29 protein-coding genes and 1 tRNA gene are annotated in these 23,626 nt (G+C 55.1%); 6 read left to right on the top strand and 24 right to left on the bottom strand.

All coding sequences use genetic code 11. The features are described from left to right. Positions 1-27 precede the first annotated feature (27 nt). The 22 genes from CRO05_RS04010 to CRO05_RS04125 all read right to left on the bottom strand — a co-directional run bounded on the left by CRO05_RS04010 (position 28) and on the right by CRO05_RS04125 (position 16,912). A complete protein-coding gene (locus CRO05_RS04010) occupies positions 28-258 on the bottom strand; it encodes an AlpA family transcriptional regulator (RefSeq protein ID WP_097065918.1) in 231 nt (76 codons plus the stop codon). After that, complete coding sequence (locus CRO05_RS04015; RefSeq protein WP_097065919.1) at positions 258-488, bottom strand: hypothetical protein; 231 nt, start codon at positions 486-488, stop codon at positions 258-260. Before CRO05_RS04015 ends, CRO05_RS04010 begins: the two co-directional genes overlap by 1 nt. 398 nt (positions 489-886) lie before the next feature. After that, positions 887-2,080 carry an AAA family ATPase gene (locus CRO05_RS04025; RefSeq protein ID WP_097065921.1) on the bottom strand — a complete coding sequence of 398 codons (1,194 nt, stop codon included), beginning with the start codon at positions 2,078-2,080 and terminating at the stop codon, positions 887-889. Next, the gene (locus CRO05_RS04030; protein WP_097065922.1) at positions 2,073-2,492 is read right to left on the bottom strand and encodes a DNA primase; all 420 of its coding nucleotides are present in this window, start codon (positions 2,490-2,492) and stop codon (positions 2,073-2,075) included. Before CRO05_RS04030 ends, CRO05_RS04025 begins: the two co-directional genes overlap by 8 nt. Then, the gene (locus CRO05_RS04035; RefSeq protein ID WP_097065923.1) at positions 2,479-2,754 is read right to left on the bottom strand and encodes a hypothetical protein; all 276 of its coding nucleotides are present in this window, start codon (positions 2,752-2,754) and stop codon (positions 2,479-2,481) included. Before CRO05_RS04035 ends, CRO05_RS04030 begins: the two co-directional genes overlap by 14 nt. Then, positions 2,747-3,016 carry a hypothetical protein gene (locus CRO05_RS04040; protein WP_097065924.1) on the bottom strand — a complete coding sequence of 90 codons (270 nt, stop codon included), beginning with the start codon at positions 3,014-3,016 and terminating at the stop codon, positions 2,747-2,749. Before CRO05_RS04040 ends, CRO05_RS04035 begins: the two co-directional genes overlap by 8 nt. Further along, positions 3,009-3,314: a hypothetical protein gene (locus tag CRO05_RS04045; RefSeq protein ID WP_097065925.1), complete on the bottom strand. Its 306-nt coding sequence runs from the start codon at positions 3,312-3,314 to the stop codon at positions 3,009-3,011. The genes CRO05_RS04040 and CRO05_RS04045 overlap by 8 nt, the downstream gene beginning before the upstream one ends. A 274-nt stretch (positions 3,315-3,588) precedes the next feature. Next, positions 3,589-3,876 carry a hypothetical protein gene (locus CRO05_RS04050; protein ID WP_097065926.1) on the bottom strand — a complete coding sequence of 96 codons (288 nt, stop codon included), beginning with the start codon at positions 3,874-3,876 and terminating at the stop codon, positions 3,589-3,591. Further along, a complete protein-coding gene (locus CRO05_RS16100; protein ID WP_235001279.1) occupies positions 3,873-4,079 on the bottom strand; it encodes an AlpA family phage regulatory protein in 207 nt (68 codons plus the stop codon). Before CRO05_RS16100 ends, CRO05_RS04050 begins: the two co-directional genes overlap by 4 nt. Positions 4,080-4,418: 339 nt before the next feature. Further along, positions 4,419-4,565, bottom strand: coding sequence for a hypothetical protein (locus tag CRO05_RS15455; protein ID WP_159462696.1), 147 nt, complete (start codon positions 4,563-4,565; stop codon positions 4,419-4,421). A 57-nt stretch (positions 4,566-4,622) separates the two neighbouring features. Continuing rightward, a complete protein-coding gene (locus CRO05_RS04070) occupies positions 4,623-5,831 on the bottom strand; it encodes an integrase arm-type DNA-binding domain-containing protein (RefSeq protein ID WP_097065929.1) in 1,209 nt (402 codons plus the stop codon). 177 nt (positions 5,832-6,008) lie between these two features. After that, positions 6,009-6,084: transfer RNA gene (locus CRO05_RS04075), tRNA-Ala, on the bottom strand. A 109-nt stretch (positions 6,085-6,193) separates the two neighbouring features. Next, positions 6,194-7,093, bottom strand: a complete 900-nt coding sequence (gene hemF, locus CRO05_RS04080; protein ID WP_097065930.1) for an oxygen-dependent coproporphyrinogen oxidase — start codon at positions 7,091-7,093, stop codon at positions 6,194-6,196. 55 nt (positions 7,094-7,148) lie between these two features. Beyond that, positions 7,149-8,462: a phosphoribosylamine--glycine ligase gene (gene purD, locus CRO05_RS04085; RefSeq protein ID WP_097066655.1), complete on the bottom strand. Its 1,314-nt coding sequence runs from the start codon at positions 8,460-8,462 to the stop codon at positions 7,149-7,151. Between the two features lie 198 nt (positions 8,463-8,660). After that, a complete protein-coding gene (purH, locus tag CRO05_RS04090; protein ID WP_097065931.1) occupies positions 8,661-10,223 on the bottom strand; it encodes a bifunctional phosphoribosylaminoimidazolecarboxamide formyltransferase/IMP cyclohydrolase in 1,563 nt (520 codons plus the stop codon). A gap of 136 nt (positions 10,224-10,359) precedes the next feature. Further along, the gene (locus CRO05_RS04095; protein ID WP_090883034.1) at positions 10,360-10,602 is read right to left on the bottom strand and encodes a helix-turn-helix domain-containing protein; all 243 of its coding nucleotides are present in this window, start codon (positions 10,600-10,602) and stop codon (positions 10,360-10,362) included. Next, complete coding sequence (dusB, locus tag CRO05_RS04100) at positions 10,599-11,612, bottom strand: tRNA dihydrouridine synthase DusB (protein ID WP_090883032.1); 1,014 nt, start codon at positions 11,610-11,612, stop codon at positions 10,599-10,601. The genes CRO05_RS04095 and dusB overlap by 4 nt, the downstream gene beginning before the upstream one ends. Before the next feature lie 352 nt (positions 11,613-11,964). Then, entirely contained in the window at positions 11,965-13,278 is a 1,314-nt protein-coding gene (locus CRO05_RS04105) for an FAD-dependent monooxygenase (RefSeq protein ID WP_097065932.1), read from the bottom strand. Between the two features lie 80 nt (positions 13,279-13,358). Next, a complete protein-coding gene (locus CRO05_RS04110) occupies positions 13,359-13,721 on the bottom strand; it encodes a hypothetical protein (RefSeq protein ID WP_097065933.1) in 363 nt (120 codons plus the stop codon). Continuing rightward, a complete protein-coding gene (pepP, locus tag CRO05_RS04115; RefSeq protein ID WP_097065934.1) occupies positions 13,721-15,046 on the bottom strand; it encodes a Xaa-Pro aminopeptidase in 1,326 nt (441 codons plus the stop codon). Before pepP ends, CRO05_RS04110 begins: the two co-directional genes overlap by 1 nt. A 38-nt stretch (positions 15,047-15,084) precedes the next feature. Next, on the bottom strand, positions 15,085-15,846 hold the full coding sequence (gene murU / locus CRO05_RS04120; RefSeq protein ID WP_097066656.1) for an N-acetylmuramate alpha-1-phosphate uridylyltransferase MurU: 762 nt from the start codon (positions 15,844-15,846) through the stop codon (positions 15,085-15,087). A 19-nt stretch (positions 15,847-15,865) separates the two neighbouring features. Further along, complete coding sequence (locus CRO05_RS04125) at positions 15,866-16,912, bottom strand: aminoglycoside phosphotransferase family protein (protein WP_097065935.1); 1,047 nt, start codon at positions 16,910-16,912, stop codon at positions 15,866-15,868. 115 nt (positions 16,913-17,027) lie between these two features. Here CRO05_RS04125 and CRO05_RS04130 point away from each other — a divergent pair, with 115 nt between their 5' ends. Both CRO05_RS04130 and CRO05_RS04135 read left to right on the top strand, forming a co-directional pair. Further along, positions 17,028-17,327: an accessory factor UbiK family protein gene (locus CRO05_RS04130; RefSeq protein ID WP_097065936.1), complete on the top strand. Its 300-nt coding sequence runs from the start codon at positions 17,028-17,030 to the stop codon at positions 17,325-17,327. A gap of 136 nt (positions 17,328-17,463) precedes the next feature. Next, positions 17,464-18,981 (top strand): YifB family Mg chelatase-like AAA ATPase, encoded by a 1,518-nt coding sequence (locus CRO05_RS04135; RefSeq protein ID WP_097065937.1) that lies wholly within the window; start codon positions 17,464-17,466, stop codon positions 18,979-18,981. Between the two features lie 75 nt (positions 18,982-19,056). Here the strand turns inward: CRO05_RS04135 and CRO05_RS04140 are convergent, their stop codons facing one another. After that, positions 19,057-20,334: a DUF445 domain-containing protein gene (locus tag CRO05_RS04140; RefSeq protein WP_097065938.1), complete on the bottom strand. Its 1,278-nt coding sequence runs from the start codon at positions 20,332-20,334 to the stop codon at positions 19,057-19,059. A gap of 437 nt (positions 20,335-20,771) precedes the next feature. Between CRO05_RS04140 and CRO05_RS04145 the strand changes: the two genes are divergently transcribed. The 3 genes from CRO05_RS04145 (at position 20,772) to CRO05_RS04160 (ending at position 22,795) form a co-directional block, all read left to right on the top strand. Then, on the top strand, positions 20,772-21,209 hold the full coding sequence (locus tag CRO05_RS04145) for a DUF5132 domain-containing protein (RefSeq protein WP_097065939.1): 438 nt from the start codon (positions 20,772-20,774) through the stop codon (positions 21,207-21,209). After that, complete coding sequence (locus CRO05_RS04150) at positions 21,209-21,742, top strand: hypothetical protein (protein WP_097065940.1); 534 nt, start codon at positions 21,209-21,211, stop codon at positions 21,740-21,742. Before CRO05_RS04145 ends, CRO05_RS04150 begins: the two co-directional genes overlap by 1 nt. 264 nt (positions 21,743-22,006) lie before the next feature. Then, positions 22,007-22,795, top strand: a complete 789-nt coding sequence (locus CRO05_RS04160; protein ID WP_097065942.1) for a hypothetical protein — start codon at positions 22,007-22,009, stop codon at positions 22,793-22,795. A gap of 28 nt (positions 22,796-22,823) precedes the next feature. Here CRO05_RS04160 and CRO05_RS04165 read toward each other — a convergent pair whose 3' ends face one another. Continuing rightward, positions 22,824-23,027 (bottom strand): hypothetical protein, encoded by a 204-nt coding sequence (locus tag CRO05_RS04165; RefSeq protein WP_097065943.1) that lies wholly within the window; start codon positions 23,025-23,027, stop codon positions 22,824-22,826. 185 nt (positions 23,028-23,212) lie between these two features. Here CRO05_RS04165 and CRO05_RS04170 point away from each other — a divergent pair, with 185 nt between their 5' ends. Then, positions 23,213-23,584 (top strand): HMA2 domain-containing protein, encoded by a 372-nt coding sequence (locus CRO05_RS04170; RefSeq protein ID WP_097065944.1) that lies wholly within the window; start codon positions 23,213-23,215, stop codon positions 23,582-23,584. Positions 23,585-23,626 lie beyond the last annotated feature (42 nt).

Consider the following 23,626-nt stretch of genomic DNA (forward strand, 5'->3'; position numbering starts at 1 on the left):
TGCCGCCCGGCAATTGCGCAAAATGTATCAATTCGGTTCATTTTGCGCGTGGGTGCTCTTCTCGCGTGCTTCGAGTTCTTTCCTCAGTAACCAGGCGCGCACTTCACGAACTCGTACCATTTTTATGCCAGGCGAAAGCTCGATAAAACGCGGGAAGGTCGGGTCTCTCTTCATGATTCGCCCCAGGGTGTGGCGGCTGAATCCCAGCATGTCCGCAACACCCTTCTTTCTCAGCAGCTTGTCATCCGGCATTTCCATCAGTGAATGTTCCCCCTCGGTTCTTGAGCAACTAGCGTTGCCTTATCTGCCTGGAGCCGGGCAATATGCGTTTTAATCATCGCGGTAAACATGGCGCGGCCGAGGGCTTCAAAGGGCTTGCTCCCGCCTATGCTCGCAAGTGCATTCGTTACGTCAGCCAAAGGCTTCTCGCCATCAAGCAGGAAGTGTTGCGCTACCAGGTCGATGTCCTTTTCCATTTCAGTCGTCATTTTGTTGTCCTATCGTTAAGGTTGATAATTGCTGCTGTTCCAGTGCAGACGTCTGCACTACCTTGAGGAGTACCCCCCTCCGAAACTCCCGCACATAAAAATTCGATTAAGCAGACGGTCTAGGCGGGTGAGGCTTTGGACTTTTAACCCGCCCCCTCTGTTTCCAACTTGCTCATCAAAGGTGCTCAACTGAGCATCTTTGCCAAACCCTTTATCCATGCGGATTTCAGCCAAGTTGCTCAAGGTGCTCAGGTAAGGGGGTAGTGTTAGCATGTTGCTCAACATCCTTAGACTCATGAGCAGCTTGAGCACCTTAGCTGTAAGCCTTATAAGTAGTAGTAGTTGGGTAAGTTGTTCAGTGAGCATCTTGAGTGAGCACCTTGAGTAATGTGAGCATCTTATTCATCAGTCACATTCAACGACATTTGGGCGCCCTTGTGCTCATCAGGTAGCGCCCACCGCCAGCAAGGCGTCTCTCCTTCCGCGCTATGGCGACGAGGTTTTATTCCTAGCGTCGCCTGTGCCCTGCGCACCGTCGCCCAGGAATACCCCGCGCCCTTGGCGTATTTCTTCACGTCATCGCTCGGCACCGGCCCATTCGCTAGCACGTCACAGAGCCACTCGGCGGCATCCTCCGCCAGCGTGCTTTCGTGATCACCCTGGTCATCCTCGCGCCCCAAGGCATCATCTGCGGATATCAGCACAATCTCTTTCTCCCATACTACCCGAGGCACACCGCCTGCCTCCTCGATGTGGTAGGCCATGCCAGTCGCGTCCGGCCCCAGGTTGTTCTTTAACGGAAGGAATAGACGCCTGTTCTGGTCGCTCTTGTCTTTGGTCACTAGGAAGGCGGCACGTGCCGCCGCCACGAATGCCAAGCTACCGGTCGACCGGTAGAGTGCTGAGCCACCTGTACCCTTGTTCAAGTGGGTAACAAAGATAATGGCAGCACCAATGCTGCTGGCCAGCTCGGACAACGGCGCTATCACGCCCCGCACTTCCGCATTGTTGTGGGAGTCCGCGCCGTCGAGATAGGCTGATACGGGGTCAACTACGATCAGGCGGCATTGCGGTAGGGTCAGCGCGGCTTCCCGGATAGGCTCCAGGTCGCGCCGCAAACTCAGCAGCCTGGTTTCGGGGCCGCCGTCACGGTTCAAGCTTTCCACCCCGCCGACGATATGTACCCGCGCCGGATCGGCTCCTGCTGCATCCAGACGCGGCCTGATTGTGTCGGCAGGATCATCCTCTGCTGAAACAAACAGGACGTCACCTTGTGGGCATATCCCGCCCCCAGCTGGCCAGTCCCGCCCCGTTGAGACGTGTGCTGCAAAGCTTACCGTCAGCATGCTCTTGCCCAGGCCAGGATCGCCAGCTATCAGGGTGGGCTTGCCCAGGGCGATCTTCCCTGGCCATAGCCAGCGTACGGGTTGCGGCTTGACCTCGCTCGCCCTGGTAACTTTTAATCGAGATTTTGTAGACGTCTGCACCCCATGCCCACGATCTATGTATCGCTGCTGTTCCGGAGTAAGAGTTTTTTTCTCCTTATCCAGCGCGGCCGCGCCGCGCTCTATGCTTGAAATATTGTTACCCATCACATACCTCCGTCGCGGCCTGTAGCCGTGAAGCCGCCAGCAGCAGACGCTTTCTGTCCGCCTCCGGAAGCTCCACGCCTTGGGCCACGTTATTTGCTGCTATCGATACGACCAGCGCTTCAAATGCTACGCAGCGCAGCACGTCGATTGCCGACCATGGCCGCCGCTCTTTCGCGCCGCTGTAGCCTTCCTGACGCTCTGGAAACAAATCCTCAAGGGTGAGCCCTACCGCCGCGAGAACGTCGCTGGTAGGGCATCCTGCAAAGTCATGCAAAAGCACGCGGCCATCGTCCAGTTCTCGAATCGCCAGGGAAGGGCGGCTGTCTTCATGAGCTGGACAACGCGAAACCCACCGGCCGCGACCAGTGGGCTTCACGCCATGCAGGAGCGAAAGCAGCTTATCGACGCTCATCAAGCGTGCCCTCTCTTACATCTCCCAAAAGGGAAGAGGCTTTTTCGATGCGATCCATCAAATCCTGCATGACGTAGAACAATCCGCTAAGTTGACCGGGCAGCAGATGCAATCCTTCGTCTGGTCTCGGGCTAAGCGTGATGCTCTGGACAAAATCGGCAAGATGACGCGCTTGGGAAAGCAAATCCATTGCGTTGTTCAAATCATGAATAGGATGACGGGATGTAACGGGCGCGAGTGCGACTTTGGGTTGATTAGCCATGGTGCGCACCCTCCCGACATTCATCCAGATCGCTTACCAGATTTTCAAGGCGGTTTGATAAGTCATCCATAAGGTGGATAAATCCAAGGGACTCTACCGAGGATAACTCGATCCCATCACCTCCCTCCATGGCTCTGAAGAACATGCCACGGCAAAAATGAACTATAAAGCTAGCTTCACAGAGGGAATTCTGAACAGTTAGTAGCTCGTTATCGGCGACGGATATAACCGGCGCGAGCGCGACTTTGGTTTGATTAGCCATGATGCACCTCCGGCGCAATATAGCCTTCGATTCCGGCCTTCTCTGCCTCTTCTCGCACTACATCAATATCGTTATGCAGTAGATCGGCCAGGTTTTTTCCGTGCGTGGCTAGACCCATGATCTCCGGCGAATCCTTGCCCAGCAATTTAATGGCAGAGAACAGTGAGCGCATGGATTCGACATAATCCATGGCTATGTGGCAATGACACGTCAGTTCAAGGCGTGTCAGAATTGGAAAACCGTTGTGAGTGTTGTGCGGTGTAACTGGCGCGAACGCGCCTTGGGAATTGGTTTTCATGGCAAGACTCCTAGCAAAGCGGTTTAACCGCGCCCTCACTTCCAAATGAGGGTGGGCGGCAACAGGCAGGTTGGAAGACCGGGCTAGGACCGGCGAGCCTCTCAGCTCCCCACCTGCGCCGCCCGTAAAGGGTGGGCAGAAATGACGGACAAAAAAATAACCGCTCAAGGCGGTTGTCCGCCTAGCACACGGGCTTCCAAACCCGACCGCTGGAACCCCAGCGGCAAAGAAAGCATAATCCCGGCGGCATGCGGATGTCAAGGCATGAGCCGGTTTATTTATCATTATCCCCCGCCTTGCTGTTCGCTATTGCATCCGCAATCTTCCCAAGGGTATTCAGCTCGGCCTCCTTCATGATGCGACGCTCCTCTGCGCGTTCATCCAGGTGCGCGAGCAAAGCTATGCCAACGACAAGCGTAGGATGCTTTCTGATTATTTCCTCTGGCAACTCCCGCGAATCAAGAAGGCCGATTAAAACCTGTGCTGCTAACAGAAGCTGGTCGCCAGCGTAAAAAAGGCCATCGTTGTTCAGCTTATCGAAGTCGATTTCCGACGCGCTCATTGCGCTACCGCTTTCCGTGCGAGTGCGCGTGGACGACTGGCTACCCAGGCTTGCACCTCTTCACTATGCCAGCCGCTGGCGCACTCAGAAAGCTTAACTCTTGATGGGAATTGCCCTGATGCTTCCAGGCGATAAATTGAAGATCGAGAGAGCCCGGTTACACGTGAGACTTCGGGCTGTTTTAATATGGATTTGAGTTGCACAATACCTCCTATGGAATATCAACGTGCTTTATGCGACGTTGCAGGAGGTCATGCTAGAGTGATACTTAACAAAGATAAACGCCGCTAATAAGAGCAAATTAGCGGCGAAAGATTAGGAGGATTTCTCGATGCTGCTTTTCGGTCGCCTTGGATAAATTATCTTATCAAGGCGTGATGCTGTTATTCCATATCGTTCAGCTACAATTTCCAACGCTTCTCTATAAGCATCAAATCCTTGCTGCGGTTTATGACTGTTTACTGCTTTCAACTTCATCATGGTGAAGTTCAGGTCCATTCTGTAAACAACAGTTCTGTAAAAAACAGATGCGCCTGTTTGGTCTAAACTACGTTTTCTCCCACTTTTTTTTTAATTTTTCCTTCAATAATATCCGCAACAAAAATTCTTAATTCAGGCGTGAGTCTTTTCTCGCTTCTAAGTAATTGAGCTAATGGTTCAGCGTTACCTTCGTTAAGATAGCTGGTCACAGCAGAATTCCGTATGAGTTCATCAAAATTAAGGGGCATATGTGAAAATCCTCTTTGTCAGTTTAATTTAAAGGTCAAAATCTTTGCCCCAGTTGTAAGACTGTCCAAGTAGTCCGCCCACAACTGCATCATTTCGCGCCGCTCTTTTAGAAACTTCGTGCGGTTATATGCAGCGCCCAGGACATCAGGCACTTTGTGCGCCAGCTGGTGTTCGATGACTTCCGGCTTCTGGTGTAGCTCTTCAGCCAGAATGGTTCGCGCCATTGCCCGAAAGCCATGCCCCGTTATTTCAGTCTTAGTGTCGTATCCCATCCTGCGCAAGGCAGCGTTGATCGCAGCATCGCTCATGGGCTTTCTAGAGTCGCGCCCAGGAAAGACATATTGCCCGGCCCCCGTCAGCGCCCGGAGCTCGCGGAGAGTTGCCACCGCCTGGGTGGCCAGAGGAACGGAATGTTCGGTCTTTGTCTTGGTGACGAAGTAGCGCCACTCGGGTTTATCGAAGTCAATATTCTTCCACTCCGCGCGCCGTAGCTCACCAGGACGCACGAACAACATAGGGGCAAGGCGTAAGGCACACTGAACCACAAAAGTGCCTCTGAAGCCCTGGATTGCGCGCAACAACTCACCAACCTGAACAGGATCGGTGATCGAAGCGAAATGGTTTTTTCTAGTGGAGGGTATTGCGTCCTTTAAGTCCTGGGAGGGATCGCGCTCCGCTCTTCCTGTCGCCACGGCATAGCGAAACACCTGCCCGCAATTTTGTTTGATTCGGTGTGCCGTATCCAGCGCGCCCCGGGTTTCCGTACGACGGATTACTGCGAGCAGCTGAGGCGGAGTTATCTCAGCAATGGGCTTATTCCCCATCCAGGGGAAAACATCATTTTCGAGACGCCTGATAATTTTGTCACTATGAGACGCCGCCCACTGAGGGGAAAACTTCGCGAACCACTCCCGCGCTATCACTTCGAAGCTGTTCGCCGCATTTTCCCTGTTTGTGTGTTTGGACTGCTGCTTGACTATGGCAGGATCAACACCGTTGGCCAACAGCTTGCGGGCATCGTCTCGCCGCTGGCGAGCCAAGCTTAGGGGCACATCGGGATACACACCAAAGGCAAGTCGCTTCTCTTTTCCTCCAAAGCGGTACTTTAATCGCCAGTATTTCGAGGCGTTGGGCATCACTTCAAGGTACATGCCCCCGCCATCCGCCATCTTATAAGGCTTGGCTTCAGGCTTCGCCTTGCGCACTGCCATATCGTTTAATTTCATGAGGGAACCTGATTGGGGGCATCAAATTTGAATTGGGGGCATTTGTTGCCGAATTATGCCCCCTTTAGGTGCGGGATTCAATAGAACTTGATGAGATGTGACGGGACGTAAGACCAATGAAAAAGCCCGCAGGGCGCGGGCTTTTGGGACTTCTTGGGACTTGCTGGAACATCTAAATGGTGGAGACGAGGAGGATCGAACTCCCGACCTTCGCATTGCGAACGCGACGCTCTCCCAGCTGAGCTACGTCCCCGATTGTTGCGCGTATTTTATAACAAAAACCCGCGGCTTAATATGAAGTTGCCAAAGGATAAGGTTTTACAGATATTTCGCGTGCGATGGCGGGAAAAATTTGAAACTCCTCACACCCAATCCTTGCCAATCAGGAAATCCGTATAGAGCTTCTCCTCAGAGCTACCAGCCTCGGGCTTCCAGTCATAACGCCATTTCACAATAGGGGGTAGAGACATCAGGATGGATTCGGTGCGCCCACCCGATTGAAGTCCGAACAGGGTTCCGCGGTCCCACACCAGATTGAATTCCACATAACGGCCCCGACGGTAAGCCTGGAAGTCGCGCTCACGCTCGGCATAAGGCGTATTTAGGCGGCGCTCCAGGATCGGCACATAGGCGGGGAGGAAGTGATCGCCAACACTTTTGGTCAGGTTGAAGCAGCTATCGAAATCCGGCTTACCTAGATCATCGAAGAAGATGCCACCGATGCCGCGCGGCTCTTTGCGGTGTTTCAGGTAAAAATAGTCGTCGCACCATTTTTTGAAGCGGGGGTGAAAATCGCGCCCGAACGGTTGTAGCGCATTTTTGCAGGTCTGATGAAAATGTACGGCGTCTTCTTCAAAACCGTAATACGGGGTCAGGTCCATGCCGCCGCCGAACCACCATACCGGATCGGCGCCCTCTTTTCGCGCTTCCAGATAACGCACGTTTAGATGTACTGTTGGGGCGTAGGGGTTGCGGGGATGCAATACAATCGATACGCCCATTGCCTCGAATCCTCGGCCCGACAATTCCGGCCGTGCGGCAGTGGCTGAGGCGGGTAGCCCACCACCGAATACATGCGAGTAGTTCACTCCGCCCCGCTCGAACACGTTGCCCTCTTCCATTACGCAGCTTAAACCGCCGCCTCCCTCCGGGCGTTCCCATCCGTCGCGGTGAAAGCGTTTGCCATCCACCTCTTCCAAACGCTCGACTATACTTTCTTGAAGTCCGGTGAAAAATTCTTTAGCTTGCTGAATGGTGTCCATTCAATTTTCCGTAGTGCCGTCTGGTTCAAGTTGCCAGACTGGCTTGGCTATAAGTCTATTTTCGATGATGATTGATCGCCCAATGCCCAATGTCGCGCCGCATCTGGCAGCCATCGAAGCGAATTTGCTCGGTGACTTCGTAGGCCCGGCGCTGGGCAAGTTTTACGCTGTCGCCCAACACGGTGACGCACAGCACGCGTCCGCCTGCCGTTACAATTTCCTTGCCAGTTTCGCCATCCAGCGCCGTGCCTGCGTGGAAAACGTAAAAATCTTTTTCTGATGTTTCCGACGCGTCTGCTGACGCGGGGGTCGGCAAGCCATGAATCACATCGCCTTTGCGCGGCGAATCAGGATAACCGTGGGCCGCCATCACCACACTTAAGGCTGTGCGCCGGTCCCATTCGGCTTCCACCTTGTCGAGGGTTCCATTAACGGCATGCTCCATCAATGTCACCAGGTTACTCTTCAGGCGGAACAGGACGGCTTCAGTTTCCGGGTCGCCCATGCGGCAATTGAACTCAAGCACCTTGATGCCGCCGTTCGGCATAATCATCAGTCCGGCATAGAGAAAACCAGTATAGGGCTCGGCTTCCTGATCCATACCATTCATGGCAGGATGGATCACTTCTCGCATTATCCTGGCATGCAGGGCCGGTGTAATGACGGGTGCGGGAGAATAGGCCCCCATGCCGCCAGTATTGGGTCCCCGGTCACCGTCTTTGAGGCGCTTGTGATCCTGGCTGGTTGCGAGCGGCAGGACATGGCGGCCATCGGCCATGACAATAAAACTGACTTCTTCGCCTTCCAGAAATTCCTCGATCACGACGTGAGTCCCGGCTTCGCCCAACTGGTTCGCGACCATCATTGCGTCAACTGCATCATGGGCTTCAGCCAGCGTCATCGCGACCACTACGCCTTTGCCTGCCGCCAACCCATCGGCCTTGATGACGATGGGCGCACCCTTCTCGTCCAGATAACTATGGGCCTCGGCAGCGGAAGCGAAGGTGGCATAGCCGGCGGTGGGGATGCCATGACGCTGCATGAAGGCTTTGGCAAAATCCTTGGACGTTTCCAGCCGCGCAGCTTGTTTAGTGGGGCCAAAAATTTTCTGTCCGGCTGCCCTGAAGGTATCGACAATGCCTTCTGCCAGAGGCGCTTCCGGCCCGACAATGGTGAATGCGATGGATTCCTTTTTGGCAAAGTCCACCAGGTCGGGAATCGCTGTAACAGGAAGATTCTCCAGGCCGTCTTCCAGCGCCGTGCCGGCATTGCCGGGCGCGACGAAGACTTTTACGTTTCCGGGCGATTGAAGGAGTTTCCACGCTAAAGCGTGTTCCCTGGCGCCTGCGCCAATTACAAGCAGTTTCAGTAGTTTCATTTCTCTAAATTCAGGTTAGCCCACGTCTCGGGACGCTGCTTTTCGCACTGGCTGCCGCACTTGTTGCTTTAGCCACCAAATAAGTATTTATAGCGTACTGTCAGAAAACGGCACCATTCGGATAACCGGGGAAGAAAGGTGAACAAAACGTCGATTGATATCGTCCGGAAACGGTATTTTTCGACATAATCAATGCCTGAAATGCCGCGCCCCAGTGAACGCCATCGCCACCCCCTGCTCATCCGCAGCAGCAATTACCTCTTCGTCGCGTACGCTGCCGCCAGGCTGGATAACCGCCCTCGCGCCTGCCTTGACGACTACGTCCAACCCATCGCGAAACGGGAAAAATGCATCAGAGGCCACTACAGAACCAGCGAGATCAAGCCCCGCATTCTGCGCTTTGATCGATGCAATGCGGGCGCTATCCACCCGGCTCATTTGTCCCGCGCCAACGCCCAGTGTCTGGCCATTGGCGCAAAATACAATAGCATTTGATTTGACGAACTTCGCTACGCGCCAGGCAAATAACAAATCCCGCAATTGTTGCGGTGTCGGCTGCGCTTTCGTCACGATCTTCAGTTGAGCGGCGGTAACGTTGAGATTATCCGGTGTTTGTACCAACAACCCGCCACCCACTCGCCTGAAGTCGAAAGCATTGCTTCCGCTCTGAAACGGCAATGTCAGCACGCGCACGTTGGTCTTCCCTGCAAGTATCTGTTGTGCCTCGTCAGTTAACTGCGGCGCGATGATCACTTCAACAAACTGTTTAATCACTGACTCAGCCGCCGCACCGTCCAGCACGCGATTGAAGGCGATGATTCCACCGAAAGCGGAAGTGGGATCGGTAGCAAACGCAAGCTTGTAAGCTGCAAGCGGGGTATCGGCCACTGCTACACCGCAGGGATTGGCATGCTTGAGGATGACGCAGGCAGGCAAATCGAATGTCTTGACGCATTCCCATGCGGCATCCGCATCGGCAATGTTGTTGTATGACAGCTCCTTGCCCTGCAACTGGTTATAGCTGGCAAGGCTGCCGGGGGCAGGTGTCAAATCGCGATAGAAGGCTGCCTGCTGATGGGGGTTTTCGCCGTAGCGCAAATGCTGGGCAATACTGAAATTGAGATTGAGCCGCCCGGGAAAGGCCTGGCGCTCTCCACTGTCACCCTCCATCGAGGTGAGATAATTGCTGATGGCGCTATCGTAAGCGGCGGTATGAGAAAAAGCCTTGCAGGCCAGCCGGAAACGGAAACCCTGTGTGACCGCGCCCCCGCCCGACTTTATTTCCGCCAATAGTGGCGCGTAATCATCCGGATCGGTGACAACTGCCACGCTTTTATAATTCTTTGCCGCAGCTCGCACCATCGTGGGGCCGCCGATATCGATATTCTCAATAGCCTCTTCCAGACTGCATTCAGGCCGGGCGATGGTCTGGCTGAAAGGGTAAAGGTTCACCACCACAAGTTCGATAGTCGGGATTGCCGCCTTTTCCATGGCTGACATGTGCTCGGGCAGGTCCGTTCGGGCCAGGATACCCGCATGAATCTTTGGATGCAGGGTTTTTACACGCCCATCGAGCATTTCAGGAAACCCGGTGTAATCGCCAACTTCGGTAACGGCCAGGCCGGCTTTCTGAAGCAACCTGGCAGTGCCGCCGGTAGACAGGATCGCGACCCCAAGCTCACGCAATTCGCGCGCAAATTCGACAATGCCGGTTTTGTCGGAAACACTGAGCAGGGCTTGTTTAATGGTCATTCGGGATTATTGAAAACGGATTATATGGCGCTACTTTTGCAGCCGCTTATTCTAACTGATCTAACCTGGCGGCTCCGCACCTCGGCAGCTGAACTACCTGGGAACGCTGGCTGATCGGCTAATCAGGCTAATCGGCCTATTTGATCTGATACTGCTTCATTTTATTACGGAGGGTATTGCGATTAATACCGAGCAATTCGGCGGCGCGGGTCTGATTGCCGCCGGCGTGCTCCATCATCAGCTCGATCAGCGGCTTCTCTACGCTGCGTATAACCATATCGTGAATGGCGTGAGGCTTTTCACCATCCAGATCGTTGAAGTAATCTTTCACCGCCGTGCGCACACATCGGGCAATGTCGTTTTCGTTAATAATGCTCATGCAACCAGCTCCTCAGCTTCAACGTAAGTCAACCGCCGCCCGTAGCCGGCGAGTTGACTGAAAAATTCGTTAACTGCCGACAATTGCTGGTCAGTGCTTTGCAACTGGTTCATCGCATGACGGAATCCTGCAGAACCGACCAGCCCTTTCGTGTACCAGGAGATGTGCTTCCGGGCAATGCGCACACCCGAATATTCGCCATAGAAGCTATAAAGATCGTACAGATGCTTGATGAGTACACGGTGAATCTCGGCGACTTCGGGTAATTGGAGATGCGTACCCGTGGCCAGATAGTGATCGATCTCCCGGAATATCCACGGCCGTCCCTGGGCGGCGCGGCCGATCATGATGGCGTCCGCCTTGGTATAGTCGAGCACCTCTTTTGCTTTTTCGGGTGTAGTGATATCGCCATTGGCGACGACTGGAATTCCGACCGCCGCCTTTACCGCGGCAATGGTGTCGTATTCCGCATGACCCGTATAGGCGCAAGCACGGGTACGCCCATGAATAGCCAGTGCCTGGACCCCAGCGCTCTCGGCGATGCGGGCCACGGCAAGTGCGTTTTTATGCTGCTTATCCCAGCCGGTGCGGATCTTCAGGGTGACGGGAACACGTACCGCTCCGACCACGGCATCAAGTATCCGCGCTACCAGCGGCTGATCCTGCAGCAATGCGGAGCCTGCCATCACGTTGCAGATTTTCTTGGCCGGGCAGCCCATATTGATGTCTATGATTTGCGCCCCTTGCGCTACATTGTAGCGTGCAGCTTCAGCCATCATTGCCGGATCGGCACCTGCGATCTGCACAGAAATTGGATCCACTTCGCCTTCATGATTTGCACGACGCCGCGTTTTTTCGGAACCCCATAACAGCGAGTTGCTGGAGACCATTTCCGATACCGCCATGCCCGCGCCCATGCTCTTGCACAACTGCCGGAAGGGGCGATCGGTCACCCCCGCCATGGGGGCGACGATAAGTTTGTTTTTGAGAATGTGAGAGCCGATCTGCATGATTTAACTCAAGTGGCGATACCAGCGGGCAAGGCCGCTGGAAGACAAAATAGTGCAATCTTAACAGGAAATGGCCACGACTTTCGAAACCGCCTATGGCCGCTACAATTCATGCCTCGTTAAATTTCGGCAAAGCGCTGCTATCCAGCAATTGATCGTTCCGCTTTTTTTATTGTAAAACAGGATGCTAGCGTACGCCTTTGGCGCATCAATGAATAGATGCAAGATTTTACAGGTAGACAATGGATCATGTTAACTGTAAGTAATTACAGTCCGTCCAAATACGCTATTTGGTTAAAATCTCATGCCCTTCTACTCCAGGCAGTATCTTTTTTGTCGTTTTACAGTCCGGTTAACCTCTCGCGCCGAACATCATGCGGCGTGCAACAAAACGCTTGGCTTGGGGCAGACAATCCAGTGCGCTTAGCCCCATGCTGCGCACGGTTCCCAATAGGGGATCATTATTGGAAAAGAGTTTCACCAGAGAATCGGTGAATATGCGACCGACGCCGCTGTCCAGTTGACGCTTATCGCGATATCTGGCAAGCATTGCCGGTGTGCCTGTCTGAGTGGGAGATGCGATAATTTCTTCAGCCAGCTCCCAGGCATCACGCACGCCCAGATTGAAACCTTGTCCCGCAACCGGATGCAGGGTTTGTGCCGCGTTGCCAACCAGTACAACCCGGCAGGCTGTGACAGGAGTGGCGTATTTAAGCGCAAGGGGAAAACCGGACCGCTTGCCGGCCTCGACAAATTTGCCGAGACGGTCGCCGAAGTGGCCGTGTAACCGGGCAAGAAATTCCGCGTCATCCAATGCAAGAATTTCCTGTGCAGCTGAAGGAGAAACTGTCCACACGAGGGAGAAGTTCTCCCCGGACGGCAATAGCGCAACCGGACCGTCGGGCGTAAAGCGCTCATAAGCAACACCGGGCTGGGCCTGCGCAGCAGCGTCGCTCGCGGATTCCGTTGTATTGGAGGAACGTGCCGCAGATCCGCGCTTGGAGAACGATGCTTTTGAGGACAGTTTCGCCACTGGCGCCGATGCCGTGTTCGCGAAGTGCTTTGCGAAGGGCTCCGCGAAGTGTTCCGTTTTAATACGTGCAACCACTGCCCACTGTTGATAGTCGTGCGTGTGTTGCGTCACGCCTTCAACTTGATCAATGAGACGGCCCCCGTCTGCCACTACCAACAGCCTGGCCGTCGCTTTTTTTGTGACTCCATCGTGCTGAAATTCAACCTGTCCCAGCCCGGCATGGGTTTCCAGCCGGGTTACCTGCGCCCCGGTAAGATAGTCGGCATCACAGTTTTTCAGCGCCCTGTGCATGGCTCGAAACACATCGTGGTAATTTATCACGTAGCCCAATGCCGGCACACCGGTTTCCGCGGCGGTCAATACGGCTCGGCCCAGTCCGCCCTGATTGGAAATATGAATGGTATAGATGGGAGTGACTTCCGGTAACCCCTTCCATACGCCCAGACGCTGCAGGATGAGCCGGCTGCCGTAAGACAGCGCCAGTGGGCGGGGATCCTCGGTTTTACTGGGCAGTCCACGCGCCTCCAGCAACAGTACGGACACGCCACTGCCGCGCAGTGCCAGCGCCAATGCCATGCCCACGGGGCCGCCGCCAATGATGATCAGGTCGTAGTCGTATTGATGGATGTTCATTTGTTTCAGCCGGACTATTTCCAAATGGTTTTGCCCTACTCCTCATTCCTCGTTTATAGCTTTATCCGCTTGCTTATGCTTTATTGCCGCTCCTGTGGATCCGTTTTGCGCGCTTTGTCAGTGCTTTCTTCAATAATTTCGGCATCCTCGATAACGATGTATTGTCCTTCCGCTGCATCCGCTGCATCCGCTGCATCCGCTGCATCCGCTGCATCCGCTGACTGGCGCAACTTGCGGCGCAGCCACCACAACCGAAATCCCAGGCCAATGGCAATAACTGCAAACAGCGCAAGAAATGCGGTAAAGAAGAAAACGCCCAGAACCGCCATGATGATGAATGACGGAACAAGGAGCAGGTAAGCCAGCCAGCGGCTGGCCGGACTGGCGCCCGTTTTCCCATCCCGGGATATGTGCCTGATGATTATTTTATGGTTATCGTCCATTACTCTGGTTTCTTCCGCTCCGCCATCAGTTCTTCAATTTCGGCAACGCCTTTGGGAGCAGCCGATGTCAATACTTCACAGCCAGTCTCCGTTACTGTTACATCGTCCTCAATCCTTATACCGATGTTCCAGAAATGCGGGGAAACGTTATCGGCGGGGCGGATGTAACACCCCGGTTCCACTGTCAGGGTCATTCCCGGCTGCAATGGACGCCATTCCCCGCCAAGCTTGTATTCGCCCGCGTCGTGCACGTCCAGCCCCAACCAGTGGCCGGTGCGGTGCATATAGAAACGCTTGTAATCTTCCGATTGGATGACCTCGTCTACGCTGCCATGGCACAGCCCAAGATCCACGAAACCTTGAGCCAGTACCCGCAATGCCGCGTTATGCGGCGCATCCCAGGAATTACCCGGCCTTACCTCGGCTATTGCTGCCGCTTGCGCGGCCAGTACCAATTGATACAGGTCCCGTTGTGCCGGACTGAATTTACCATCGACCGGAAATGTTCGAGTAATGTCAGAAGCATAGCCGTCCAGCTCGCAGCCTGCATCGATCAATAATAAATCACCGGCCTTCAATGCGGCATTATTTTCGATATAGTGCAGCACGCAGGCATTAGCGCCACCGGCGACGATAGAGGTGTAGGCCGGGGCCTGCGCCCCATGACGCCGGAACTCGTGCAGCAGTTCGGCCTCCACTTCGTACTCATTCATGCCTGGCCGGGTTTTCTGCATGGCGCGACGATGAGCGCCGCATGAAATCTCTGCCGCACGGCGCATGACCTGCAGCTCTTCTGCGCTTTTGAAGAGGCGCATCTCATCCAGCAGAAGCCGGATGTCATGAATTTCGGCGGGCGCGGTAACGCCGCTACGCGATTGTTGCCGCACCTGACTAACCCAGCCGATCACGCGCGTATCCCATGCCGTATCATGGCCCAGCGCGAAATATACGGCGGACTGATCGGCCAGCAACCGCGGCAGTATTTCGTCGAGCTTGGCAAGGGGATATGTTTCATCAAACTCGAATGCTTCCCGCGCAGCTTCGGGGCCATAGCGGAAACCATCCCATATTTCGCGCTCGGTGTTCTTCTCGCGGCAGAACAGAATGTGTTTCGACGTCCCTTTATCAGCCTCTGCCACTATCACCAATACCGCCTCAGGCTCGCCGAAGCCTGTCAGGTAGTAAAAATAGCTATCGAAGCGATAGGGGAAGTGCGCATCCCGATTTCGCACCTGCTCCGGCGCGGTGGGAACGATGGCAACGCCCTTCTGCATTTGGGATGCCAGGTAGCGTCGCCGTTCGCTGAAGGATTTGACAGATATCATGAGGAAGATTCTTACAGTATTTCGCCGATAAAGCAAAGTCAATCCGTGGATTGCACTACGCTCCATCCGCTGCCGCTGCCGCTGCCGCTACGTGCTCCAGCGCTATCGAGCTGAAGGTCGAGCAGGCGAAGGCGCTCCGGTGTGCCGACGTCCACCCATGCTCCCCGATAATATTGACCGCCAACCTTCCCCGCCGCGATGGCCTCGCGGAGCAGCGGGGCAAGCCGGGCCATGGAACCGGGCATTACGTTTTTAAAGAGTTTTGGCTGATAGACGCCAATGCCGCTGAACGTAAGCTTGTTTTCTCCTGAAAGTGCCACTCTATCGGAATCGAGCGCAAAATCGCCCGCCGGATGATGGCCGGGGTTATCCACCAGCACGAGATGCGCCAGATCCTTATCGGGACTGGCCTCCATATGTTCCATAACCGGCAGAAGGGTGGAAAAATCCAATTCGCAATAAATATCGGCGTTCACTGTCAGAAATGGTTTTTCTGTCGGGCTATTTCCAGGCTCACCTCCCAGAATGGGCAGCGCCCGGGCGATACCCCCAGCGGTTTCCAACGCTACCGGCTCATGCGAATAGCGGATGTTCACGCCGTAACGTTTGCCGTTGCCGAGCGCCGCCTCGATCATGTACCCCAGATGAGCATGGTTGATGACAATGTCACTAAAACCAGCGCGCGCGAGATTTTCCAGGTGATATTCGATCAGCGCTTTGGCGCCGGCTCGCAACAGCGGCTTGGGCAATGCATCGGTCAGGGGACGCATGCGCTCGCCGCGTCCAGCAGCAAGAATCATGGTCTTGAACTGAACCATTTCAGAAGGTGTAGCCGATTTTTGCTTCCGGCTGCTCATTCATCCGCCACTCATCCAGCAGCGTTAGCAGAGGACCAAGTTCAACATAGCGTCCGCAAGCCTTGCGCAAATAATCCTCCACCAACGGCAGGGCTGCTAGGTAGTCGCTTTTGCCATCGCGATAATTCAGGCGCGCGAAAATCCCCAGCACCTTGAGATGGCGTTGCACGCCCATCCATTCAAAATCACGATAAAAATCGCCGAAATCAGTGGCTACCGGCAACCCGAGTTTTCGGGCTTGTTCCCAATAACGAATCAGCCAGTCCAGGACACGTTCTTCATCCCATCGTATATACGCATCCTTGAACAGCGAGACCAGATCGTAGGTAATGGGACCATAAACCGCATCCTGAAAATCGATAATGCCTGGATTTGGAGTAGTGACCATCAGGTTACGCGAGTGATAGTCCCGATGCACAAATACCTTCGGTTGCGCCAGATTGTTCTGCACGATGCGCCGAAAAATTCCATCCAACTCTGCTTTCTGGGCTGCGCCAGGCGTTATCTGCAAATGCCTGGACAGATACCAGTCCGGAAAAAGGCTTAACTCCCTGAGCAGTAATGCTTCGTCGTAATCGGGTAACGCACCTGGGCGGCTCGCAGCTTGAATTTTAAGGAGCACAGCGACCGCTTCGCGATATAAAAGGTCCGCCTTGTCTTCCTTATCATCCCTGCCGCCGACGTTATCGACGCCGATGAGGTAATCGTTCAGCGCCTGAAGATAGGTTGTGCTGCCGAGGTCGGAAAGCAGCAGAAAGCCTTGTGTCAGATCCTGCGCAAGTATGCGCGGTACATGCGCGCCGGCTGAGCCGAACAAGTCTGCCACCTGCAGGAATGGCGCGCTGTCTTCATGCTGGGGCGGCGCATCCATCGCGATCAATGTACTCCCGCTGAAAGTCACGCGAAAATAACGCCGGAAACTGGCGTCTGCAGAAGCGGGCGACAACGTAAAACTCTTATCGGAAAGCTGTGCCTTGATCCAGTTTTCGAGAAGGTGGAAACGTTCCATAATATGGCACTGAATACTCGCTGATTGCCTATTTGGCAGAAGTGTGAGATTTTAGCATGCATGCGGCACTCCTCATCCGCCCGGATGATGGAGCGGAAATTCATGGGAGAGAATCATGGCTAATCAAAAGGTACTGGACGAAGTTGTAACCAAGGTCAACGAACTGCTGGCGCAGAGTCCCGTGAAGGATGTGGAGAAGAACCTGCGTGTTATGCTCGGAGGATTATTCACCCGCCTGGATCTGGTCACGCGCGAAGAATTCGAGGTGCAGCAGGAAGTGCTGCAGCGCACGCGTGAGAAATTGACCGCGCTGGAAACGCGGGTGGCCGCACTTGAAGCTGCCGCGAAAACCGATTTATCGAACACGTTGGATGTTCCACCGGAGACGCTGGACGATCTGTCGGAGACGGAGTAACGCAGTTAGCCGGAAAGCGGCACAGGCTCCAAACCCGCTGCCAATCGCATCCGCTTTTTTAAAAATGCAGGGGAGAGCTGATCCTGTCTGCGGAATTGTTTTGCTCGTATCTAGCCTTGATTGAGAACTTTTTTGCATGCCCCTAGCTATTCTCTATAGCCGCGCTATTTCGGGCATGGAAGCGCCGCTGGTCACGGTGGAAGTTCACATTGCCAATGGCCTGCCCAGCTTTACCATCGTCGGACTGCCGGAAGCGGAGGTGAAGGAGAGCAAAGACAGGGTGCGGGCGGCGTTGCAAAACGCGCAGTTCGAATTTCCCGCAAGGCGCATCACTGTCAATCTTGCCCCCGCCGACTTGCCCAAGGAGAGCGGCCGTTTCGACCTGCCGATCGCATTGGGCATATTAGCCGCCACCGGTCAAATTCCATCGGACAAACTCGATAAATATGAATGGGCTGGTGAACTCGCCCTGACGGGAGAATTGCGCACAATCCGCGGAGCATTGGCAATGACTTACGGCGCGTCGCGCTCAGGGCGGAGTTTCGTGCTGCCTCTACAAAACGCGGCTGAAGCTGCGCTGGTCAAGGAGGCTGTGGTTTATCCCGCCTCATCATTGCTTCAGATTTGTGCACACCTTGCTAACCGCGAACCATTGCAATTTTATACCTACGGTGGAGCAGGCGCGAACGGAGACACCGAAACGAGCACCACTCAACATCCTGACATGGAAGAGGTGAAAGGACAGGGCCGTGCAAAGCGGGCGCTGGAAATTGCGGCGGCAGGGGGTCACAGTATGCTGATGATCGGTCCGCCTGGGACAGGAAAGTCCATGCTGGCTGCCCGGCTTCCGGGCATTTTGCCATCCATGACCGAGGATGAGGCACTCGAATCCGCGGCGATGCAGTCGCTGAGCAGCGGGGGCTTCAACGTCGCCAACTGGAAACGCCGCCCTTATCGTTCGCCTCACCATACCGCATCGGGTGTGGCGCTGGTCGGCGGCGGGAGCAATCCGCGCCCTGGCGAGATTTCGCTGGCGATGAATGGCGTGTTGTTCCTGGACGAGCTGCCGGAATTCGATCGCAAGGTACTGGAAGTCTTGCGCGAACCGCTGGAATCAGGTCGCATAACTATTTCGCGTGCGGCGCGCCAGGCTGATTTTCCCGCCCGGTTCCAACTGATCGCGGCGATGAACCCCTGCCTTTGCGGTTACCTCGGCCATCACAGCGGAAGATGCCGTTGTACTCCTGATCAGATAACGCGCTACCGGGGCAAAATTTCTGGCCCTCTGCTTGATCGTATCGACATCCAGATCGAAGTCCCCGCCGTACCCGAGGAAGACTTGATGCGACAGGCGCAAGGCGAATCAAGCAGCAGAATCAGGCAACGCGTTGAAATGGCCTATCACCGGCAATGGGAGCGGCAGGGCAAGGCCAATGCACGATTGACGGTAAAGGATATGGATAAACACTGTGTACCGGATGCGCAGGGAGAGAACCTGCTCAAGCAAGCCATCAGCCGCCTGAATTTTTCCGCCCGGGCTTATCATCGCGTCCTGAAAGTAGCGCGCACCATCGCCGACCTCGCGGAAAGCACCAGTATAAGCAGTTTGCATATCGCCGAAGCGGTACAGTACCGGAAGCTGGACAGAAATTAGCCTGGAACTGCGGAAATAAGACGGAAGCCACGGGACTGATTCCATCTCGGCGGGATTCCCCGTATTTCCAGAAAATTAGCCGAAGGCCCGCGACACGATATAAATTGTCAACCCCACCAGCCCGCCGATTAAAGTGCCGTTGATGCGGATATATTGAAGGTCTTCGCCTACCTGCTGCTCGATCCGGCGGGTAACGGTCTCGGTGTCCCAGTTACGTACCGTGTCCGCAATCAGCAAACCCACGTCGCGTTGGTGCGATTGCACTGCCTCTACTACCACATCGTGTATCCATTCATTGAGGCGCCAGCGCAACTCCTCTTCGCGCAACAGAGCGCGGGTGGCGGATTGCGTTGCTTCCCGCAGCCACGCCTTTATGGCCGAATCTGCGCTGCCGATGTCTTCCCGCAGACTGCCACGGATGTCGCGCCATAAACCGGCGGCGAATTCGCGTAGTGCCGGATGATCCAGCAGCTTGCGTGTGTGTACAGCAATCTGCTGGCGATATTCAGGGGATGATGCCAGCTCGGAAACCAGTTTCTCAATGGCTGCGTCGAGCCTGAGGCGCAGCGGATGCTCGGGTTCGCGCCCAATCTCGGCGACGACCTCGCGCAGCACTGCCACCACGCTGTCAGCCACCTTGTCGTCCATCGAAAGCCGTTGCCAGAACCAGGCGGTGTTCTCGCGCACGCGCTCGCGAATACGCTGTTCGTTGGCGGTGACGTATTCATCCGCTTCCTGCAATAACCTGTCGAGCAGCACCTGATGCCGCTTCTCCGCAGTGAGCATTGCTATCACTTCGCCAAGCAGTGGGCCGAGGTCGAAGTGCTGCGCGCGCTTGGATAAGCTGTCGGAAACGAAGCGCCGCACATGATGGTCTTCGACTGAATCCAGCAATTGCGGAATCAGGCGGATCACACGGTCGGCGAAGACTTCGGTTCGCTCCGGGGCCGACAGCCATCGGGCCAGGTTACCGGACAGGTCTACCCCGGCCAGTTTTGCCGAGACCACCTCAGGGGAGGCGAAGTTAAGCTCCACAAAACGTCCCAGCGAAGCACCGATGCGCTCCTTGTTGCGCGGAACGATCGCAGTGTGGGGAATTGGCAGGCCCAGCGGTTGGCGGAAGAGAGCCGTCACTGCGAACCAGTCGGCCAGCGCACCCACCACGGCTGCTTCGGCGAAAGCGCGGAGATAGCCAATCGACGGATGAGCTGAAAGAAACACGTTGGCGAGAACGAGAACGACGAGCATCGCAACCAGCATCCCCGTCGCAAGCCGCCGCATCCGGTTATCGGCGAGAGATGGCTTAAGGGAGCGTTTATCCTGATCCGCGGCTTGTGGTTCGAATGGCTGCATCCGATGAATGGATCAAATTTAGAAGCACTTATTTCCAAAGCATTTTTTTCAATCTGTGTAAATTCAAAGTACCCTTTACAAAGCCTTATAGTCAAGATGTTTTTAGCGGGAAGGCGATATTCAAGGGTCGGCCTGATGGGCGCGACACTTACCGGTAACTGTTATCCGCGTGAAGAGAGACGTTTAAAAAATCACGTATCCGGCGAACGGCGGCTGCAGGCTGAGCCTACGGTTGAGCCTGATTAGGCTGTCCGCCGGCCCGCCGACCCGCCAACCCGATATGGTAATCCTCTCCATTTCAACGGCATGGAAATATGCGAGTACCGATATTCGTTTGAATTCTGTAATTTTTGCGAATGTTAAATTTTTATGACAGTGCTTGCATCTTGAAAGATATTGGCTATAAATAATTTTTGGCGGGGAAAAAAGGTGGGATCATGACTTCGGAAAATTTTTTCAAAAGCAATGTTGTCACGGGACTGGCGGCGGGCGTGGGCGCAACGTTGCTTGCGCCGGTGTTACTTCCCATTCTGGCAAATATCGCCAAGCCCCTCACTAAGGCGGCCATCAAGGCAGGCATTGTCTGTTACGAGAAAGGGGTCGAATCCTTTGCCGAATTTGGTGAAGTGATGGATGATCTGGTGGCGGAGGCCAAGTCGGAAATGAACCCCGACGCTGCGCCGGTTGCGGCAGTTGCTGCTCAGGCCAGCCAGACTGGCGACGCAGCCGCAGGTTCGGCCTCGGCAGGCGCTACCCCAGCCGGTCACACCCGTGATGCAGGCCAAGGTGCGCCTGGAACTGCCGATACGCAGTCGGGTAAGGGTAATAAGGGTAGCGATTCTGCCCAAACTCCACCTGCGGATCGAGGTGCGTGATGATCCCGGCTGCACGCTTGGTACACGCCCTGCCGGGCAGGAAGCGTATCAGGATTGCGGAAAAACGGGGGGACGAGAAGTATTTCGCCTCTCTTGAAAACGACTTAGCCGCCTGTCCCGGCATTCTGGCAGTGGATGCAAACGTTCTCACAGGGAGTGTGCTGGTCCGCCACGCGGCAGATGATCTGCAAGTTTGGGGCTATGCGGCGGAGCGGGAATTATTCCGTATAACTAACGATGACCCCGGCGCGCCTGCCGTGACCCAGCCGACCGTTTCAGATCCGAAGGCGGTCACCCGGAATCGGAATCCACAGAAAAGGAATTTCCAGAAAATCTCAAGTAGGGACTTCAATTGGCGATCTCTGATATTCCTGGGCTTGGCCGGACTGGGCATTGCCCAGGCTATAGAGGGCAATATTGCGGTTCCGGCGGTAACGGCATTCTGGTACGCGCTCAATGCTTTCCCTGGGTCAACTCACATTAATAATATGGAACGCCGGTTCGTGGAAGCAGAGCCGCCAGGCGGGCTATAGGACGCTGAATGTACAAATGTAAGCAAGCTTTGATCATTCTTCCCCGCATCAACCTACCGGATCAGGCGCTTCCAAACTCACAGATTTGTTTTACGCAAGACATGGCTGTGGTTGAACAAAACCGATGCGAAAAAAACGCGCAACCCGTCGTCAAAGCGGCGGGAGTCAAATCGAGCAACCGCACCATAGCGGTAAAGACGTCCAGAAGACGCATTCCGACATCATGACAGACGGATTGCAATTTACAACCAGGAGGATTTTGAAATGACGACATCGAAAACAGGAAAACATCCCAGTGAAGAGAAGCACACCAGTAAAGAACCGCATACCCGCGGAACGCATACCCATGCGGAAACGCATCCCGATGAAAAAAAGCGCACCAGTGCGGAAACCTATCGCAGTGAAGAAGCGCGGGGTGCTTCTCGCACCACCGCGCGGACCATGGGCGCCGCCGGCGATACCGTAAAAACAGGCATCGTCACCAGTCTAAAAGGCATCGACGAAATCGAATCGGATATCGTCAGTCTGGTGCGCAATACCGTATCCAACTCGCTGAGAGCTACCGGCGCGGTCGGTACGGAAGCGATCAATGTAACCAGGGACGTGGTCAAAGGCGCACTCTCCGCCACCGATGAGCTTGGGACTGGACTGCTGGTCACCACCAAGAGCGTCGCCAAGGGCGTGATACTGGGTGTCTCCGACGTAGGCGGCGACGTCATCACGGCGGCCACCGAGATTACGAAAGCCGCCGTGAAAGGTACTGGTGACCTAGGCGGCGATACTACGCTGGTGGCCAAGCGAACCGTGGACGGCGTAGTCGAGGCAGTCACCGAAACGGGTGGGAATGTCCTGGAAACTGCCAAGGCAGCGGCAAATGGTGCGGCGGAGGCTGCAGGTGGCATCGGCACCACCGCTGTCGCCAGCGTGCGCGACATCCTCCTCAGCGTTGTCGGCGGCGTCAAGGATGTGGCGAGTGCCGCATTGCCCAAGTCGTCCCGCGCGGAAGGCGGTCACCCTCCGGCACACCCGCGCCATGGCAAGGATGCCGCATGACGACCTGATGCTGTTTGCATGCAGCATTTTAACTGCCCTGACGCAGAGTAACTCGGCGTTGCGTTGGTCCAGGGGAGTTGCGTCGGCAGCCCCCTGATACGCCGGGGTAGGGCAGAGTGCCGCCGTTGGCGGTCTTACCGGAAGCATCCGACATCAGCCCAGTGCCGGCCGTTTCACTGGCGCTGTTCCTGGCTGCTGCGGCCGTCACATCATTGTTCGTTGTTTCCTTCAATACTCTCCCGCCCAGGCACAGACTCCGCCTTTTGCAGCGATTCCATCGTGGATGCTCTCAGCCTCATCGCTTGCGTCTTCATCTTCAGCCGATTGCTTCACTGAACCGCAGCCGTTTCATCAAGCTGTAACAAAGCACTGATTAAATACACGCCATGAGAAAGAAACCCGAGTGGAGGCCAAATCATGGCTAATTATATTCACCACGTCCCCGGTCGGTTGCGAGTCAACACTCCGGCACTGAAAAAAAACGAAGCCCGCGCCCGGCAGCTGAAGTTTTACCTGGAAGGGATGCATGGCGTTCTTCAGGCTGAAACCAGCATTGTCACCGGCAGCGTTGTGATCAAGTACGACACGTGCCTTATCAGCTCTACCACGATCCTCAACTCGTTGTGCGACCATGGATACATCCAGGATATCCAGGCGGCGCATGCCGCAGTCAATCAATTTACGCACCACCTTCATCCGGTACAGAAGGTCGCGGATGCTTTCGTGGCAAAACTGGTCGAAACTGCTGTGGAACGCTCAGCTATCGCTTTGGTCTCCGCACTGATCTAGCACGATATCTTTCCACTCCCAGCATGTCGGTGCTCCGTGCAA

It is taken from the genome of Nitrosovibrio sp. Nv4 (genome assembly GCF_900215485.1).
Classification (GTDB): Bacteria; Pseudomonadota; Gammaproteobacteria; order Burkholderiales; family Nitrosomonadaceae; genus Nitrosospira.

Coding starts and splice junctions, on each gene's coding strand:
- CRO05_RS04010 (WP_097065918.1), bottom strand. CDS start 258: ATGGAAATGCCGGATGACAAGCTGCTGAGAAAGAAGGGTGTTGCGGAC.
- CRO05_RS04015 (WP_097065919.1), bottom strand. CDS start 488: ATGACGACTGAAATGGAAAAGGACATCGACCTGGTAGCGCAACACTTC.
- CRO05_RS04025 (WP_097065921.1), bottom strand. CDS start 2,080: ATGGGTAACAATATTTCAAGCATAGAGCGCGGCGCGGCCGCGCTGGAT.
- CRO05_RS04030 (WP_097065922.1), bottom strand. CDS start 2,492: ATGAGCGTCGATAAGCTGCTTTCGCTCCTGCATGGCGTGAAGCCCACT.
- CRO05_RS04035 (WP_097065923.1), bottom strand. CDS start 2,754: ATGGCTAATCAACCCAAAGTCGCACTCGCGCCCGTTACATCCCGTCAT.
- CRO05_RS04040 (WP_097065924.1), bottom strand. CDS start 3,016: ATGGCTAATCAAACCAAAGTCGCGCTCGCGCCGGTTATATCCGTCGCC.
- CRO05_RS04045 (WP_097065925.1), bottom strand. CDS start 3,314: ATGAAAACCAATTCCCAAGGCGCGTTCGCGCCAGTTACACCGCACAAC.
- CRO05_RS04050 (WP_097065926.1), bottom strand. CDS start 3,876: ATGAGCGCGTCGGAAATCGACTTCGATAAGCTGAACAACGATGGCCTT.
- CRO05_RS04070 (WP_097065929.1), bottom strand. CDS start 5,831: ATGAAATTAAACGATATGGCAGTGCGCAAGGCGAAGCCTGAAGCCAAG.
- hemF (WP_097065930.1), bottom strand. CDS start 7,093: ATGGACACCATTCAGCAAGCTAAAGAATTTTTCACCGGACTTCAAGAA.
- purH (WP_097065931.1), bottom strand. CDS start 10,223: ATGACCATTAAACAAGCCCTGCTCAGTGTTTCCGACAAAACCGGCATT.
- CRO05_RS04095 (WP_090883034.1), bottom strand. CDS start 10,602: ATGAGCATTATTAACGAAAACGACATTGCCCGATGTGTGCGCACGGCG.
- dusB (WP_090883032.1), bottom strand. CDS start 11,612: ATGCAGATCGGCTCTCACATTCTCAAAAACAAACTTATCGTCGCCCCC.
- CRO05_RS04105 (WP_097065932.1), bottom strand. CDS start 13,278: ATGAACATCCATCAATACGACTACGACCTGATCATCATTGGCGGCGGC.
- CRO05_RS04110 (WP_097065933.1), bottom strand. CDS start 13,721: ATGGACGATAACCATAAAATAATCATCAGGCACATATCCCGGGATGGG.
- pepP (WP_097065934.1), bottom strand. CDS start 15,046: ATGATATCTGTCAAATCCTTCAGCGAACGGCGACGCTACCTGGCATCC.
- murU (WP_097066656.1), bottom strand. CDS start 15,846: ATGATTCTTGCTGCTGGACGCGGCGAGCGCATGCGTCCCCTGACCGAT.
- CRO05_RS04125 (WP_097065935.1), bottom strand. CDS start 16,912: ATGGAACGTTTCCACCTTCTCGAAAACTGGATCAAGGCACAGCTTTCC.
- CRO05_RS04130 (WP_097065936.1), top strand. CDS start 17,028: ATGGCTAATCAAAAGGTACTGGACGAAGTTGTAACCAAGGTCAACGAA.
- CRO05_RS04135 (WP_097065937.1), top strand. CDS start 17,464: ATGCCCCTAGCTATTCTCTATAGCCGCGCTATTTCGGGCATGGAAGCG.
- CRO05_RS04140 (WP_097065938.1), bottom strand. CDS start 20,334: ATGCAGCCATTCGAACCACAAGCCGCGGATCAGGATAAACGCTCCCTT.
- CRO05_RS04145 (WP_097065939.1), top strand. CDS start 20,772: ATGACTTCGGAAAATTTTTTCAAAAGCAATGTTGTCACGGGACTGGCG.
- CRO05_RS04150 (WP_097065940.1), top strand. CDS start 21,209: ATGATCCCGGCTGCACGCTTGGTACACGCCCTGCCGGGCAGGAAGCGT.
- CRO05_RS04160 (WP_097065942.1), top strand. CDS start 22,007: ATGACGACATCGAAAACAGGAAAACATCCCAGTGAAGAGAAGCACACC.
- CRO05_RS04170 (WP_097065944.1), top strand. CDS start 23,213: ATGGCTAATTATATTCACCACGTCCCCGGTCGGTTGCGAGTCAACACT.